The 15,004-nt window shown below is 61.3% G+C and carries 14 protein-coding genes; 4 read left to right on the top strand and 10 right to left on the bottom strand.

The window, feature by feature from the left end:
- Window positions 1-9 precede the first annotated feature (9 nt).
- Both M5C56_RS31320 and M5C56_RS31315 read right to left on the bottom strand, forming a co-directional pair.
- Window positions 10-1,356 (bottom strand): ATP-binding protein, encoded by a 1,347-nt coding sequence (locus tag M5C56_RS31320; RefSeq protein ID WP_103497258.1) that lies wholly within the window; start codon window positions 1,354-1,356, stop codon window positions 10-12.
- Window positions 1,353-2,030, bottom strand: a complete 678-nt coding sequence (locus M5C56_RS31315; protein WP_100944205.1) for a response regulator — start codon at window positions 2,028-2,030, stop codon at window positions 1,353-1,355. Before M5C56_RS31315 ends, M5C56_RS31320 begins: the two co-directional genes overlap by 4 nt.
- A 218-nt stretch (window positions 2,031-2,248) precedes the next feature.
- Here M5C56_RS31315 and M5C56_RS31310 point away from each other — a divergent pair, with 218 nt between their 5' ends.
- Window positions 2,249-2,974, top strand: a complete 726-nt coding sequence (locus M5C56_RS31310; RefSeq protein ID WP_247263481.1) for a 4'-phosphopantetheinyl transferase — start codon at window positions 2,249-2,251, stop codon at window positions 2,972-2,974.
- Between the two features lie 9 nt (window positions 2,975-2,983).
- On the opposite strand, the gene M5C56_RS31305 is transcribed toward M5C56_RS31310, so the two are convergent.
- Together M5C56_RS31305 and M5C56_RS31300 are read right to left on the bottom strand one after the other, a co-directional pair.
- Window positions 2,984-4,594, bottom strand: coding sequence for an ATP-binding protein (locus M5C56_RS31305; protein WP_103497256.1), 1,611 nt, complete (start codon window positions 4,592-4,594; stop codon window positions 2,984-2,986).
- Window positions 4,591-5,313 carry a response regulator gene (locus M5C56_RS31300; RefSeq protein WP_103497255.1) on the bottom strand — a complete coding sequence of 241 codons (723 nt, stop codon included), beginning with the start codon at window positions 5,311-5,313 and terminating at the stop codon, window positions 4,591-4,593. The genes M5C56_RS31305 and M5C56_RS31300 overlap by 4 nt, the downstream gene beginning before the upstream one ends.
- A 144-nt stretch (window positions 5,314-5,457) precedes the next feature.
- Between M5C56_RS31300 and M5C56_RS31295 the strand changes: the two genes are divergently transcribed.
- Complete coding sequence (locus tag M5C56_RS31295; protein WP_177102087.1) at window positions 5,458-6,030, top strand: hypothetical protein; 573 nt, start codon at window positions 5,458-5,460, stop codon at window positions 6,028-6,030.
- Window positions 6,031-6,047: 17 nt separating this feature from the next.
- The gene (locus M5C56_RS31290; protein WP_103497254.1) at window positions 6,048-8,948 is read left to right on the top strand and encodes a ribonucleoside-diphosphate reductase subunit alpha; all 2,901 of its coding nucleotides are present in this window, start codon (window positions 6,048-6,050) and stop codon (window positions 8,946-8,948) included.
- Between the two features lie 213 nt (window positions 8,949-9,161).
- On the opposite strand, the gene flgE is transcribed toward M5C56_RS31290, so the two are convergent.
- The 6 genes from flgE to M5C56_RS31260 form a co-directional block, all read right to left on the bottom strand.
- Window positions 9,162-10,481 (bottom strand): flagellar hook protein FlgE, encoded by a 1,320-nt coding sequence (gene flgE, locus M5C56_RS31285; RefSeq protein ID WP_103497253.1) that lies wholly within the window; start codon window positions 10,479-10,481, stop codon window positions 9,162-9,164.
- Between the two features lie 31 nt (window positions 10,482-10,512).
- Complete coding sequence (flgD, locus tag M5C56_RS31280; protein WP_103497252.1) at window positions 10,513-11,241, bottom strand: flagellar hook assembly protein FlgD; 729 nt, start codon at window positions 11,239-11,241, stop codon at window positions 10,513-10,515.
- Window positions 11,242-11,256: 15 nt separating this feature from the next.
- The gene (gene flgC / locus M5C56_RS31275) at window positions 11,257-11,700 is read right to left on the bottom strand and encodes a flagellar basal body rod protein FlgC (protein ID WP_103497251.1); all 444 of its coding nucleotides are present in this window, start codon (window positions 11,698-11,700) and stop codon (window positions 11,257-11,259) included.
- Between the two features lie 3 nt (window positions 11,701-11,703).
- Window positions 11,704-12,111: a flagellar basal body rod protein FlgB gene (gene flgB, locus M5C56_RS31270; RefSeq protein WP_103497250.1), complete on the bottom strand. Its 408-nt coding sequence runs from the start codon at window positions 12,109-12,111 to the stop codon at window positions 11,704-11,706.
- A 240-nt stretch (window positions 12,112-12,351) separates the two neighbouring features.
- Complete coding sequence (gene cheR, locus M5C56_RS31265) at window positions 12,352-13,179, bottom strand: protein-glutamate O-methyltransferase CheR (protein WP_103497249.1); 828 nt, start codon at window positions 13,177-13,179, stop codon at window positions 12,352-12,354.
- Between the two features lie 54 nt (window positions 13,180-13,233).
- Window positions 13,234-14,160, bottom strand: a complete 927-nt coding sequence (locus M5C56_RS31260; protein ID WP_103497248.1) for a chemotaxis protein CheV — start codon at window positions 14,158-14,160, stop codon at window positions 13,234-13,236.
- 80 nt (window positions 14,161-14,240) lie between these two features.
- On the opposite strand from M5C56_RS31260, the gene flgA reads away from it, so the two are divergent.
- On the top strand, window positions 14,241-15,002 hold the full coding sequence (gene flgA, locus M5C56_RS31255; protein ID WP_103497247.1) for a flagellar basal body P-ring formation chaperone FlgA: 762 nt from the start codon (window positions 14,241-14,243) through the stop codon (window positions 15,000-15,002).
- Window positions 15,003-15,004: the final 2 nt, after the last annotated feature.

Below are 15,004 nucleotides of genomic sequence, written 5' to 3'. Positions count from 1 at the left end.
GCCCGGCGGTTATTGCGGCGGGAAATGAATGCGGAACGATGCGCCCCCCAGGGTCGAATCCCCCAGGGTCATCTCGGCGTCGTAGCTCTGGATGATGTCCTGGACCACCGCCAGGCCGATGCCCTGCCCCGGGTGCTGGCGGTCCAGGCGCTCACCCCGTTGCAGAACACGCGCCCGCTGGTCGGGCGGCACCCCCGGCCCGTCGTCCTCGACATACACCTCGATGCCCTGCAAACCTCGGCGCAGGCTGACCCGCACCTTGCCCAGACACAGGCGGTAGGCGTTCTCCAACAGGTTGCCCAACAGTTCCAGCAACGCCCCCTGCTCGATCGGCACATGACTGAACTGCGGCACGTCGATGGCGACCACCACCTGTTTGTCGCGATAGACCTTGTCCAGGGTGCTGCACAGACTGTCGAGCACCGGACGCAGTTCGACCTGGTGCCGGACCAGACCGCTCTTGCGCAGGCTGGCGCGCTGCAACTGGTAGCTGATCTGCTGGTTCATCCGTTCGATCTGGCTCTGCAGGACCCTGGCCTGATCGCGATCCTGGGGCCGCTGCGCCATCCCCTCGCTGACCCCTTGCAGAACCGCCAGGGGCGTTTTCAGGCTGTGGGCCAGATCGTCCAGGGAATCGCGATAACGGCTGCGCTGTTCGCGCTCGCTGCGCAACAAGCGGTTGAGGGAACCGGTCAGGCGCAGCAGTTCCCGCGGATGCTCCTCGCTGAGGCTTTCCAGTTCGCCGCTCTCGATCTGGTCCAGTTCCTGGCTCAACCGCCGCAGCGCGCGCAGGCCCCAGGTCAGGCCGAGCCAGAGCAGCGCCAGCAGCACGGACAAGGCCGCGCCGAAGCCCAGGTAGAGTTTTTCCCGCAGGCCGGCCAGGGTCATGTTGTATTCGCGCATCGGCTGCAGGGCGACAAAGCTGTAGGCGGCGCTCTTGCCGCCGAGCAACTTGACCTCGACGTCGTAGACGAAGAACTCGTTGCCGTTGTCCTCGCGGATTTTCGCGAACTCGTTGCCGCGCCCGTCATACCGCGGACGGTAGTTGATGTGCTCTTCCTGGGTTGCCCGCGAACGCCAGACCAGGCGCCCGTCGCGGTCGAAGATATAGCCCAGCAGGCGGCTGTCGGGCAGGTTGAATCGCTCGTCGGGGAGCAGATCGGGCATTTGCAGTTTCTGTTTTTCGATGCGCGCCGCGGAAATCAGCGTGGTCACATCCGAAGCCAGGCGTTGCTCGATGGAATCCTGCAAGGCCAGGCTGAACGCCCCCTGCATCGCCGGCAACAAGGCCAACATGAACAATATCGCCAGGATGGTGGCGGCCAGCATCAGCCGCACCCGTAGCGAACGAATCACCGGCAGCGCTCGTTGAACAGGTAGCCCAGGCCCCGCACGGTATCGATAGGTTTGAACCCGACCGGCCCTTCCAGCTTGCGCCGCAAGCGCCCGACCAGTACCTCGATCACATTCGGATCACGCTCGTCGTCGTCCGGGTACAACTGCTCCATCAGGCGATCCTTGGCCACCACCTGCTGGTGGTGACGCATCAGGTATTCGAGAATCCGGTATTCGTAGGCCGTCAGCGCCAGGGGCTGGTCGTCGAGGGAGGCCTGCTTGCGATTGAGGTCCAGCAGCAGGGGGCCGGCGGTGATGGTCGACTGGGTGAAACCGCTGGAGCGCCGCAGCAAGGCATTCATTCGCGCCTCCAGTTCCTCGAACTGGAAGGGCTTGACCAGATAGTCGTCGGCACCGGCGGCCAGGCCTTCGACCTTGTCCTGCCAGTTGCCACGCGCGGTGAGGATCAGGATCGGGAAAACCTTGCCGCGCGAGCGCAGTTGGCGGATCAGATCCAGTCCGCCCATGCCCGGCAGGCCGAGATCGATCACCGCCAGGTCATGATGGAACTGCTCGGTCTGGTACAGCGCCTCTTCGGCATTGCCCACCGCCTCGACCACATGACCACTGTCGCTCAAGCGGGTCTGCAAGTGATGGCGCAACAACGCCTCGTCTTCTACCACCAGCAATTTCATAATGCTCTCCCAACGCTACCGGCATCGCTTCGCCCATAACGGTAACTCAGTTCAGCCAAAGTGTTTCATGAAAGACACGGCCGACCGGCCAGGAGCAGATTTGCGCATCATCATTGTTACAGAGTAAACAAGTGGCCCTGAACTCCCCCTGAACACATTTGGATGGACAAGGGAATCGGCTCTGGAAAGCGCCGTTCCAACCCGGCAAAATGCCCGCCATGAACAACCTCCCCGCCCTGCCCGTTTGCTGCACGCCCCTCGACGCCCATTGGCCGTTGCCCGAGGCTCTGGCGCATTGCGTCTTGCTCAGCACCCGATTCAACCCGTCGCAGCTCGCCGCGGACGACTTCCAGCGTAGCCGCATCGATCCGCCGGCCAGTATTCAGCGCTCGGTGGCCAAGCGCCAGGCCGAATTCCTCGCCGGGCGCCTCTGTGCCCGCGCCGCCCTGCGGCAGTTGGACGGTACCGACAGCGTTCCGGCCATCGGTGAGGACCGTGCGCCGATCTGGCCGGCCCATATCACCGGCTCTATCACCCATGGCACCGGCCGGGCCGCCGCCATCGTCGCGCCTAAATCCCACTGGCGGGGCCTGGGGATGGACCTGGAAGACCTGCTGAGCGCAGAACGAGCCGAGCGACTGGCCGGCGAAATCCTCATTCCAGCCGAAATGCAGCGCATGGCCGCAGGTTCCGCCGAGCAGATCGCCCTGCTGGTGACCCTGACCTTCTCGGTCAAGGAAAGCCTGTTCAAGGCGCTCTACCCGCTGGTGCAAAAACGCTTTTACTTCGAGCACGCCGAAGTGCTGGAGTGGAATATCAGTGGGCAGGTGCGCTTGCGCCTGCTGACCGACCTGTCCAGTGAATGGTGCCACGGCACAGAGTTGCAGGCGCAGTTCGGCCTGCATGACGGGCAATTGCTGAGCCTGGTCGCCATCCCGGCGTGAACCGCCGCGTCAGGCCTTGTCCTGATAACGCGGCCAGCTCAGGCTGAAGCACGCGCCATCAAGCAACTGGCTCTTGCCGATCAGCGCCCGGCCGTCGTGCCAGTGGATGATCCGGCGCACGATGGACAACCCCAGGCCATGCCCGCCCGAAGCCCGGGTCCGGCTGTCATCCAGGCGCATGAACGGCGTGAAGATCCGCTCCCAGGCACTTTCCGGCACGCCGGGGCCGTCATCCTCGACATCCACCCGACAACGCAAGGGCCCGACCTGGTAGCTGATGCAGACCTGCGACTGCGCATGGCGCATCGCGTTGCTGACCAGGTTCTGCAAGGCCCGGTGCAGGTAACGCGGCTCGGCCTCGACCCACACCTCGTCCCCGGCGGCCAGCGGAAAGCACAGCCCGCGCGTCACCCGCACCTCCACCCGCAACGGTGCCAGCTCGCCGATCACCTGGTCGACCAGGGCACTGAGGTCGATCCGCTGGAAACTCAACGCCGGGGTGCCTTGCTCCAGCCGGGCGTAGGTCAGCATCTCGTCCACCAGCCGGTCGAGGTCCTGGATATCGCCGTCCATGCCTTCCATATACTTGTGCCGCGCCTCGGGCGTCTGCGCATCGCCAATCATTTCCAGGCCGAAACGCAGGCGCGCCACCGGCGTGCGCAGTTCGTGGGACACCGCTCGCACCAATTCGCGCTGGATCATCAGCGAGCGTTGCAAGTGCTCGGCCATGCCATTAAATGCCGCGGCCAGGCGTCCGATGGAGTCCGCGCCAGCGGCCGGCACGCGGGTTTCCAGATTGCCCTGGGCCAGCCGCGTGGCCGCCGACTCCACTGCGCGCAGGCGCCGTTCCAACTGTCGCACCAGCAGGTAGACGATCAGGCCGATCAGGCTCAAGCCGAGCACGGCAATCAACACCAGCCATTGCGCCGGATAGGGGTTCATCTGGTACAGCGGACCGATTTCCAGGACCCAGGGCGTACCGGACAGGCCGGCAAACACCCGGATCGAATCGCCGCCCTTGCCCAGGGCCATGACCGTATCGCCTTCGCTGATCCGCCGGCGCTGGTCTTCATCCATATCGGCCTGGTCCGGGGTGACCAGCTTCATGTCGAAACCAAAGCCCTTGTCACGCTTGAGCGCCGCCAGGCGTGCCGGCTGCTCGGCATCGGGGTAGCGCACCAGTTCGTCGGCCAACAGGTAGATGGTCGCCCGGGCCAACTGCTCGCTGATCTGCTGGACCTCGCCTGTTAATACCAACTGCTCCGAGTCACTGAGCAATCGATAGATCTTCGCCGCATAAGGCCCGGTCTGTTCCACCAGGGCCTGGCCGCGCAGCACCCGGGTACGCTGGCCGAGATCCAGGTGCACATCGGCCAGCGGCTGCAAGGACAGTGGAATACCCAGCAGTCGCTCCCATATCGCCAGGGCCCGACGGCGCTCGATTTCGTCCATCGGCCGCAGGTTGTCGGCCATCAGCGAGAAGGTGCCATGGGCCAGGTGCTCGCGGTATTGCTCGCCGCGCACCTGGTTGAGCAGGTGCAGGGCCAGCACCCCGAGCAACGCCACCAGCACCAGGGCGGCACACATGCCACCGTAGATGCGCAGGAAGATCGAGTTCACGACGGCAGGTCTGCGAACGCTTCAGGGACAAATAGATAGCCTTTGCTGCGAACGGTCTTGATCAGCCGCGGGTGCTCGGGGTCATCGCCGATTTTCGGGCGGATGCGCGAAATACGCACATCGATGGAGCGGTCCTGGCCGTCATAACCGATGCCGCGCAAGGCGGTGAAGATTTCTTCCCGCGAGAGGATCCGCCCGGCATTCGCCACCAGCAGCCAGAGCAGATCGAACTCGGCACTGGTCAGTTCGATCCCCGCCCCGCTCAGCCAGGCCTCGCGCAAGGCGCTGTCGATCAGCAGCGGGCCGAACCGCAGGCGCCGGACCTTTTCCTCGGCCGCGCCCTGGAGCGGCTCGCCGCGCCGCAGCAGCGCGCGGATCCGTGCCAGCAACAGGCGCGGGCGCACCGGCTTGCAGACATAATCATCGGCCCCCAGGTCCAGCCCCTGGATCTGGTCGAGGTCGTCGGTGCGCGCGGTCAGCATCAGGATCACCCCGTCGTAGCGCTCGCGCACCTTGCGGCAGATGCTCAGACCATCCTCGCCGGGCAGCATCAGGTCGAGAATCACCAGGTCGGGCTGCTCGGCGATAATCCGCGCGGCGGCCCGGGCACCGTTGCCCTCGATGGAGACCCGCAAGCCGTTGCTCTCCAGATACTCGCGAGTCAACTCGGCCAGACGCTGGTCATCCTCGACTATCAATACCTGCCAGGCTTGCTCCACGGGCGACCTCTGCGTGCAAATGTTCAGCGTTGAAAGGCTCCGCCCGTCTTTTTGTCATGATTGAGGCGGATATAGAAAGGGTAAGGCCGGCCGATTGTAGCAACGACAGGGTCATCGCACACACGTCAGGATTCGCGCTCGGTCATGGGCTTTTTTTGTGATAGGGTTCGCGCCCGCAAAAATCCACGCACGTGGTCCGCAGCGGTAAAAAACAATGACAGGCGGCGTAATCCCGGCCTGCCGCGGCCTACGCGCGGTTTCAGGCTTTCATACACAAATTACGCACAGATTTATCCACAGGCAGTACATTGCAATCATCCCCCAAAACGCATTATCTTGTATCTCGGCAGCAAAAAAACCCAACATGTAGGGTTTTCGCCCAAAATCCCCAACCACATTTCGCGTCAGGAACTCAAGCTCTTTTCTTGCATCCGCGGGGTTGAACTAAACACCGATTTGAAAGCCCAAACCGCATACGCGGATGGCAGCCGTTCTTCCTTCTTGCGTGGGAAAACGGTACGGGTGTTGCAGGACAAAACTGTCACCCATCAGGAATACCGTTTCGGGTCAGCGACCCGCAGCGTTGCAAACTTCGGCAAGGAAGCGGCGCCCGAAAGCCCTCTTCCCCTGTCCCGAAGTGGTTATGCCCGACATCGTTCGGTTGTAGTGCTTCAGGACAGAACGGTGGGCACCTTCATGGTGCCCAAACAAACATAGAGAACGTGGAGACACCCATGCAAACCGACACAACTCGCGAGAACCCGCAAGGCACCGTGCCGCAGGCCGCCGATTCGAATCTGGATCTGTCCGCCACCGCGCCGGGCCAACTGCGCGTGATCAAGCGTAACGGCACTGTCGTTCCTTATACCGATGACAAGATCACCGTCGCCATCACCAAAGCGTTCCTCGCAGTTGAAGGCGGCACCGCCGCCGCCTCGTCGCGCATCCACGACACCGTTGCCCGCCTGACCGAACAGGTCACCGCGACCTTCAAACGGCGCATGCCTTCGGGCGGCACCATCCACATCGAAGAAATCCAGGACCAGGTCGAACTGGCCCTGATGCGTGCCGGCGAGCAGAAAGTCGCCCGTGACTATGTGATCTACCGTGATTCGCGGGCCAAGGAACGCGCCATCCGCGCCCCTTCCGAAGAGCCGGTCAACGCTCACCCGTCGATCCGCATCACCCGCGCCGACGGCAGCGTCGCGCCACTGGACATGGGTCGCCTGAACACCATCGTCACTGAAGCCTGCGAAGGCCTGGAAGAAGTCGACGGCGACCTGATCCAGCGCGAAACCCTGAAGAACCTCTACGACGGCGTGGCCCTGAAAGACGTCAACACCGCCCTGGTGATGACCGCCCGGACCCTGGTGGAGCGCGAGCCGAACTACTCCTTCGTGACCGCTCGCCTGCTGATGGACACCCTGCGTGCCGAAGGCCTGAGCTTCCTCGAAGTCGCCGACAGCGCCACCCACCACGAAATGGCCGAGCTGTACGCCAAGGCCCTGCCGTCCTACATCGCCAAGGGTATCGAATTCGAACTGCTGAACCCGGTCCTGGCCGAGTTCGACCTGGAAAAGCTCGGCAAGGCGATCAACCACGAGCGCGACCAGCAGTTTACCTACCTGGGCCTGCAGACCCTGTACGACCGTTACTTCATCCACAAGGACGGCGTGCGTTTCGAACTGCCGCAGATCTTCTTCATGCGCGTGGCCATGGGCCTGGCGATCGAAGAGAAACAACGTGAAGAGCGTGCCATCGAGTTCTACAACCTGTTGTCGTCCTTCGACTACATGGCATCGACCCCGACCCTGTTCAACGCCGGCACCCTGCGCCCACAGCTGTCGAGCTGCTACCTGACCACCGTGCCGGACGACCTGTCGGGCATCTACCACGCGATCCACGACAACGCCATGCTGTCGAAATTCGCCGGTGGCCTGGGCAACGACTGGACGCCGGTGCGCGCACTGGGTTCGTACATCAAGGGCACCAACGGCAAATCCCAGGGCGTCGTGCCGTTCCTCAAAGTGGTCAACGACACCGCCGTAGCGGTCAACCAGGGCGGCAAGCGCAAGGGCGCGGTCTGTGCCTACCTGGAAACCTGGCACATGGACATTGAAGAGTTCATCGAGCTGCGCAAGAACACCGGTGATGATCGTCGTCGCACCCACGACATGAACACCGCCAACTGGATCCCTGACCTGTTCATGAAGCGCGTCTTCGATGACGGCAAGTGGACCCTGTTCTCGCCATCGGAAGTGCCGGACCTGCACGACCTGACCGGCAAGGCTTTCGAAGAGCGCTACGAGTACTACGAAGCCCTGACCGAGTACAACAAGATCAAGTTGTTCAAGGTCGTCCAGGCCAAGGACCTGTGGCGCAAGATGCTGTCCATGCTGTTCGAAACCGGCCACCCATGGCTGACCTTCAAGGACCCGTGCAACCTGCGCAGCCCGCAGCAACACGTGGGCGTGGTGCACAGCTCGAACCTGTGCACCGAGATCACCTTGAACACCAACAAGGACGAGATCGCCGTCTGCAACCTGGGCTCGATCAACCTGCCGAACCACATCGTCAACGGCCAGCTGGACAAGGCCAAGCTGCAACGCACCGTGAACACCGCCGTGCGCATGCTCGACAACGTGATCGACATCAACTACTACTCGGTGCCGCAAGCGAAGAACTCCAACTTCAAGCACCGTCCGGTCGGCCTGGGCATCATGGGCTTCCAGGATGCGCTGTACCTGCAGCACATCCCTTACGGTTCGGATGCCGCCGTCGACTTCGCCGACAAGTCCATGGAAGCGGTCAGCTACTTCGCGATCCAGGCGTCCTGCGACCTGGCCGACGAGCGTGGCGCCTACGAGACATTCCAGGGTTCGCTGTGGTCCAAGGGCGTCCTGCCGCTGGATTCGCAACAGATCCTGATCGAGTCCCGTGGCCAGAAGTACATCGATGTCGACTTGACCGAAAGCCTGGACTGGGCACCGGTTCGCGCCCGTGTACAGAAAGGCATTCGTAACTCCAACATCATGGCCATCGCACCGACCGCGACCATCGCCAACATCACTGGCGTTTCGCAGTCGATCGAACCGACCTACCAGAACCTGTATGTGAAATCGAACCTGTCGGGCGAATTCACCGTGATCAACCCGTACCTGGTTCGCGACCTGAAGGCTCGCGGTCTGTGGGACTCGGTCATGATCAACGACCTGAAGTACTACGACGGTTCCGTGCAGCAGATCGAACGCATTCCGCAAGAGCTCAAGGAGCTGTATGCGACCGCGTTCGAAGTGGAAACCAAGTGGATCGTCGATGCCGCCAGCCGTCGCCAGAAGTGGATCGACCAGGCGCAGTCGCTGAACCTGTACATCGCCGGTGCTTCGGGCAAGAAACTCGACGTGACCTACCGCATGGCCTGGTACCGTGGTCTGAAGACCACCTACTACCTCCGTGCCCTGGCCGCGACCAGCACCGAGAAGTCGACCATCAACACCGGCAAGCTGAACGCTGTTTCCAGCGGCGGCAACCACGGCGACGATTCGGTCCTGGCGGCACCTACCGCGCCAGCCGGCCCGGCGCCAGTGCCAAAGGCCTGTGCGATCGACGAGCCGGATTGCGAAGCTTGCCAATAAGCTGAGCCAGACCCGCGCCTTACCGCGCGGGTTGAGAAACCCCCGTCAGGCCTTGGGCCTGGCGGGGGTTTTCTTTTGTCTGCCTTTTTGTAGGAGCCAGCTTGCCGGCAATGGTGCCCTCACGGCCGCCAAAAGCTTTCACGGGCAAGATCGCAGGCACAAAAAAGCCCCATTCAAGGGGCTTTCTTGCCAAGCGTTTTCAGCTAAGCCGCATCACGCCATCTGGATAATGGTCTGCATGATGGAGCTCTGGGTGGAGATGGTCTTGGCGTTCGCCTGGTAGTAGCTCTGGCCCTTGATCAGGTCCACCAGCTCGCTGGTGAGGTTCACGTTCGAGGCTTCCAGGGAACCGGAAAGGATCGAACCGTTGGTGCCGACCGCACCGCCGTCAAAGGCTGGCTGGCCGGACGAGAACGTCTGTTTCCAACTGGTACCACCGACCGCCTGCAGACCTTGCTCATTGGTGAAGGTAGCCAGGGCCACCTGGCCGATCGCCTTGTGCTGCTGGTTACTGAAGTTGGCGGAGATCACACCAGAGGCATCGATGGTGACGTCGGTGATCTGGCCAGTGGCATAACCGTCGTTGGTGATGTTGTTACGAGCTGTATCAGCATTGAACTGGGTGGTTTTCGAAAAGTCGACGGCAATGCCGGCGGCATTGGCTGACGCACCGTTCGGTGTGAAGACGCCCGCGGTCACTGTGCCAGGCACCCAACCGGTCACCGTGATGCTGGTCGCGGTGGCGCTACCGCCGATGCTTGCCAACTTGCCCGAAGAGTCAAAGGTCACAGCCACCGGGACAGGGTCAGTTGCTGCCGGCGGAACGGTAGGCGGAACGGTTGCAATCGTCGGCGCCGTACCGTTCGGGTTGCGACCGTCGATCAACGAATAGACGTTCCAGGTATTGGCACCGGTCTTGACCGCATACTGGTCCAGGGAGTGGGAGTTACCCTGGGTGTCATAGATAGTGGTGCTGAACGGCTTGGTATAGGTCGAAGTCGTCGCGGGATCAAATGGTACGCTGATCACTGCCGACTTGGAGTCAAGGTTGATCGTCGAACCGATCTGGGTAGTGGTCTGCGGCGACAGGTTGGAGGTGTCGATCCGCAAGTTGGTCAGCACACCCGGAATGATGTTGCCGTTGGCATCGGCGGCAAAACCTTGCAGTTTCGCGGTGCCGTCGGTGTTGGTGACGTAGCCGTCCTTGTCGGTCTTGAAGGTACCGGCACGGGTGTAGCTCAGCGAGCCGTTGCTGCTCAGGACGAAGAAGCCGTTGCCCTGCACGCCCATGTCCAGCACGTTGCCGGTGCTGTCCATGCCGCCGTTGCCGAAGTTCTGCGAGACGTTGGCCAGGTTCACACCGTTACCGACGCTCTTGGAGCCCGTACCCAGCTTGGTCGCCGAGTACACGTCGGCAAATTCCGCACGGGACGACTTGAAGCCGGTGGTGTTGACGTTGGCAATGTTGTTGCCGGTGACGTCAAGTTGCTTGCTGGCCGCAGAGAGACCGCTCAAACCGATATTGAAAGACATGGTTCACTCCTTACTTCGTGTTGGTCGGCTCTTACAGGCCAATGGTCTGGACTTTGGACAGAGCAATACTGCCCAGGCCCGCCAGGTTGAGCATCATTTCGCCGCCGTTCTGACCCAGGGTCACGCTGCTGACAGTCGCCGGCAGGTTGGTCGTGAGCGCCGTGGCCGTGCCACTGATCGGCGCGGTGGCAGCAAAGGTGTAGGTACCACTGGACAGCAAGGTGCCGGAATCGTCCTTGCCGTCCCAGGAAAAGGCAGCATTACCGGCCGCCTGCGAGCCCATGTCGATGGTGCGGACCACTTTGCCAGTGGAATCGCTGATCTTCAGGGTCACATCGCTGACCGAGCTCGGAACTGTTGCCGTCCCCGTGAAGGTCTTGCTGGTATCGACCACCGCCTGGCTGGTCGGCACGATGACCGAACGCCCGACCATCGACGAGGCCTGCAGCGCCTGGGACGATGTGAAGGAGCTGGCAATATTGTTCACGCTGGTGTTGAGCGTCTGGATACCTTCCAGGCTGCTGAACTGGGCCAACTGCGCGACGAAGGCGCTGTTGTCCTGGGGGTTGAGCGGGTCCTGGTTCTTCAACTGGGTCACCAGCAGTTGCAGGAACGCGTCCTTGCCCAGGGTCTGGCCGCCGGCGGCGCTGCTGATGGCATTGCCCAACGCATCCGTACTGCCAGTGTTCGCCGTCTGGGAGTTGGCGATGATCGTATCAAGTGTCGAGTTGCCACTTGAAGGGGTGCTGGAAACCGTCATAGGAATCGCCCTTTATCACTGACCGAGGGTCAGGACCTTCTGCATCATGGTTTTGGCGGTGGTCATAATGTCCGCGTTGGTCTGGAACGAGCGGCTCGCGGAAATCATGTCGGCCATTTCCTGAACCACGTTGACGTTGGGGTAGTAGACATACCCATTGGCGTCAGCGGCCGGATGGTTCGGCTCATAACGGGCTTCAAGGTTGCTGGGGTCCTCGACCACGCCGGTGACCTGCACGCCGGCACCCGCCCCGTCCTGGTTCTGGAACAGCGAGTTGTCAGTCTGGCCCTGGCCGTTCTGGAACATGGTGGCGAACACCGGATGCCGGGCGCGATAGGTCTGGTCCATGCTAGAGGAGACGGTATCGGCGTTGGCGATGTTACTGGCGACGGTGTTCAGGCGAGTGGTCTGGGCACTCATGCCGGTACCGGCAATGTTGAAAACACTGGCTAGGGACATGACTTATTCTCCACGCAGGGCTGAAACCAGCCCTTTGAATCGTGCGTTCAGCAGGGTGAAGCTGGCCTGGAAATCGACCGAGTTCTGCGCATAGTTCGATTGCTCGATCTGCGCATCCACGGTGTTCTGGTCCAGCGACGGCTGCGTCGGTGTGCGGTATTGCAATGCGGCGTCGCCGTTGCTCAGGCCTTCAGCTTCGATATGGCGGCTGTTGGTGGTGTTCAACGCAAAACTGCCGTTCTTGGCCTTGTCACTCTGTTCAGCGAGCACCGAGGAAAAGTCCATGTCCCGCGCCTTGTAGTTCGGGGTATCGGCGTTGACGATGTTGTTCGCCAGAACTTCGGCGCGCTGGGCGCGGAAGGCCAGTGCTTGCTCATGAATGCCGAGCGCTTTATCGAAGTTGATGCTCATGTCGGGAAACCTTTAGCGGGTTGACCTGATTTTGTGGAACAGGCTTTTCGTTGCAAGAGACAAAGCAAGGCCCATGCCAATTTCTCGATGCAAGCAAATCAAGGGCTTGCGGGCAGGTGGCGGGCGGCAATGCCAGAAAAGCGGCAAGGCATTTCCGCCGGATGCCGGTAAAGCGGCAAAAGCGCCGTAAAAAAAACGGGAACCCCATTGGGGTTCCCGTTTTGTGTGAGGCTTGGCGCCTTACTTGGCCTGGTAGATGATCCCCGGGCTGCATTGCACCATCTGGTAATGGTCCGGCAGACCGTTCAGGGCTTCCGAGGCCCCGAGGTACAAATAGCCACCCGGCTTCAGGGTGCTGTGGATACGCAGCAGGATGTCTTTTTTCACTTCGGCGGAAAAGTAGATCAATACGTTGCGACAGAACACGATGTCGAACTTGCCCAGGCTCGCATAGCTGTCCAACAGGTTGAACGAACGAAACTCCACGCGACTGCGGATCGGCGCCTTGATCGCCCAGCGTCCCGGCCCCTTGGGGTCGAAGAAGCGTTGCAGGCGCTCGGGCGACAGGCCGCGGCCAATCGCCAGGCTGTCGTACTCACCGCTTTTGCAGTTGGTGAGCATCAGCCCGGACAGGTCGGTGGCGACAATCTGCGCACCGCCCTTGAGCTGGCCCATGTTGGTCCGCTCGAACTCATCGATCGACATCGAGATCGAATAGGGTTCCTGCCCCGACGAACACGCCGCCGACCAGATCCGCAGACGCTGGCCGGGACTGGCCTTGATCATTTCCGGCAACACCTTGTTCTTCAGGACCTCGAAGGGGTAGGTGTCGCGAAACCACAAGGTTTCGTTGGTGGTCATGGCATCCACCACCTGCTCGCGCAAACCGCTGCGGGGCTGGGTCTGGATGCGCTGGACCAGCTCGCCAAGGGATTTGAGCCCTTGCTGCTCCATCAGTTTATTGAGACGGCTGGAAACCAGATACTGCTTGTTTTCACCCAGCAGGATGCCACAGGCCTTTTCCAGGAAGACCCGGAACTGTTCGAAATCCAAATTACCCGTAGACAAATGATGCCGCCTCTACAATCGTTCGTACCGCCAGGAACGGAGGTCCCTGATCGCTTATTCTGCTGCCTTGATCCGCCCCACTACCCGGGCTGCCAGGTCATCGGGTCGGAACTTGGCCAGGAAATCATCGGCGCCGACCTTCTTGACCATTGCCTGATTAAAGACCCCTGACAAGGAAGTATGCAGGATGATGTGAAGTTTTTGCATGCGTGGGTCGTTGCGGATCTCGGCCGTCAGAGTGTAGCCATCCATTTCAGGCATTTCGATGTCGGAAATCATCATCAGAAATTCCTCTTCCGGCTTCTTGCCCTCCTCGACCAGCTTACGCAGGTAATCAAGCGCCTGCCGGCCGTCGTTCAACGCCACCACTTCCACGCCCACGGTCTGCAGGCAACGCGTAACCTGCTTGCGCGCCACCGAGGAGTCATCCACCGTCAGCACCCGCATGGAAATCGCCTTGGCCTGGGTCTCGACATCGACCACCCCGTGGGAGATGGATTCGGAGGTCGGCGAGACTTCGGCGAGGATTTTCTCCACGTCGATGATTTCCACCAACTGGTTGTCGATCCGGGTCACCGCGGTCAGGTAGTGATCGCGTCCGGTGCCCTTGGGCGGCGGATGGATCTCTTCCCAGTTCATGTTGACGATGCGCTCCACCGACTTCACCAGGAAACCCTGGGTCTTGGTGTTGTACTCGGTAATGATCACAAACGGATTACTTTGATCCTTGAGACCGCCCGCCCCGGTGGCCATCGCCAGATCCAGGATGGGAATGGTTGCCCCACGGATATTCGCCACGCCACAGACCACCGGGCTGGATTTGGGCATCAGGGTCAGCTTGGGGCACTGCAGCACCTCCCGCACCTTGAACACGTTGATCCCATACAACTGCTGACCGTCCAGACGAAACAACAACAACTCGAGGCGATTCTGCCCGACCAGTTGCGTACGCTGGTTCACCGAATCCATTACACCCGCCATGCCAGCCACCTCTCACACAAGCTTCATGATCCGACGCCTATTCAGCATTAAACGGCACGAGCCTTGCTTTTTATACTGTTATGAAAGCACAAACGACATTTTTTCGACGCCTGACATCACAGTACCGCAGATTGCTCTGGGTCTTGGCGGTTTTATGCAGTCTGAACCCCGGCGGCCCTGCCTTTGCCGACTCGGCGACCCTGCCTGATCAGCTTATCGGCGTGACCCAAGGCTTTCTTGAGTTCACGGTAGAAGACTATCTGGCTACCAGTCAAACCGAAGGACGCTACGAAATCCAGGTCAACCAGCTCGACCCGCGCCTGCGCATGGCGGCTTGCGACAAGGAATTGACAGCCAACCTGGAAAGCCCGGCCACGCCGATTGGCCGGGTCACGGTCAAGGTCCGCTGTGAAGGCAGCTCGCCCTGGACCGTGTTCGTGCCGGCCCAGGTCAAGCTGTTCCGCAATGTGGTGGTCACCACGCGCCCGTTGAAACGCACCGGAATCATTGAGCCCGGCGATGTCACCCTGCGCGAGCGCGACATCAGCCTGGCCGGCCAGGGCTTCCTGACGTCCACGGATGAGGCTATCGGGCAGAAACTTGTCCGACCAATGGTCATGGATCAGGTCATCACCCTGGTTCATCTGGAGCAGGCCGAGGTGGTTCGCAAGGGCGATCAGGTGGTCATCAGCGCGACAAGCGGTGGCCTGGTGGTCAAGATGCCGGGTGAGGCCTTGTCCAATGGCGGCCTGAATGAACAGATCAGGATCAAGAACCTGAACTCCCAGCGGGTGATCAAGGCACGGGTGACCGGGCCGGGACAGGTGGAAGTCGCGTTGTAGAG

The sequence above is a fragment of the Pseudomonas sp. MWU13-2862 genome (genome assembly GCF_023242495.1).
GTDB lineage: Bacteria > Pseudomonadota > Gammaproteobacteria > Pseudomonadales > Pseudomonadaceae > Aquipseudomonas > Aquipseudomonas gingeri_D.
The sequence above is the reverse complement of the archived record's forward strand: the minus strand, read 5'-3'. Positions and strand labels throughout refer to the sequence as shown.

Coding starts and splice junctions, on each gene's coding strand:
- M5C56_RS31260 (WP_103497248.1), bottom strand. CDS start 14,160: ATGGCGGGTGTAATGGATTCGGTGAACCAGCGTACGCAACTGGTCGGG.
- flgC (WP_103497251.1), bottom strand. CDS start 11,700: ATGTCCCTAGCCAGTGTTTTCAACATTGCCGGTACCGGCATGAGTGCC.
- M5C56_RS31315 (WP_100944205.1), bottom strand. CDS start 2,030: ATGAAATTGCTGGTGGTAGAAGACGAGGCGTTGTTGCGCCATCACTTG.
- M5C56_RS31290 (WP_103497254.1), top strand. CDS start 6,048: ATGCAAACCGACACAACTCGCGAGAACCCGCAAGGCACCGTGCCGCAG.
- M5C56_RS31295 (WP_177102087.1), top strand. CDS start 5,458: ATGGGCTTTTTTTGTGATAGGGTTCGCGCCCGCAAAAATCCACGCACG.
- flgB (WP_103497250.1), bottom strand. CDS start 12,111: ATGAGCATCAACTTCGATAAAGCGCTCGGCATTCATGAGCAAGCACTG.
- flgE (WP_103497253.1), bottom strand. CDS start 10,481: ATGTCTTTCAATATCGGTTTGAGCGGTCTCTCTGCGGCCAGCAAGCAA.
- M5C56_RS31310 (WP_247263481.1), top strand. CDS start 2,249: ATGAACAACCTCCCCGCCCTGCCCGTTTGCTGCACGCCCCTCGACGCC.
- flgD (WP_103497252.1), bottom strand. CDS start 11,241: ATGACGGTTTCCAGCACCCCTTCAAGTGGCAACTCGACACTTGATACG.
- flgA (WP_103497247.1), top strand. CDS start 14,241: ATGAAAGCACAAACGACATTTTTTCGACGCCTGACATCACAGTACCGC.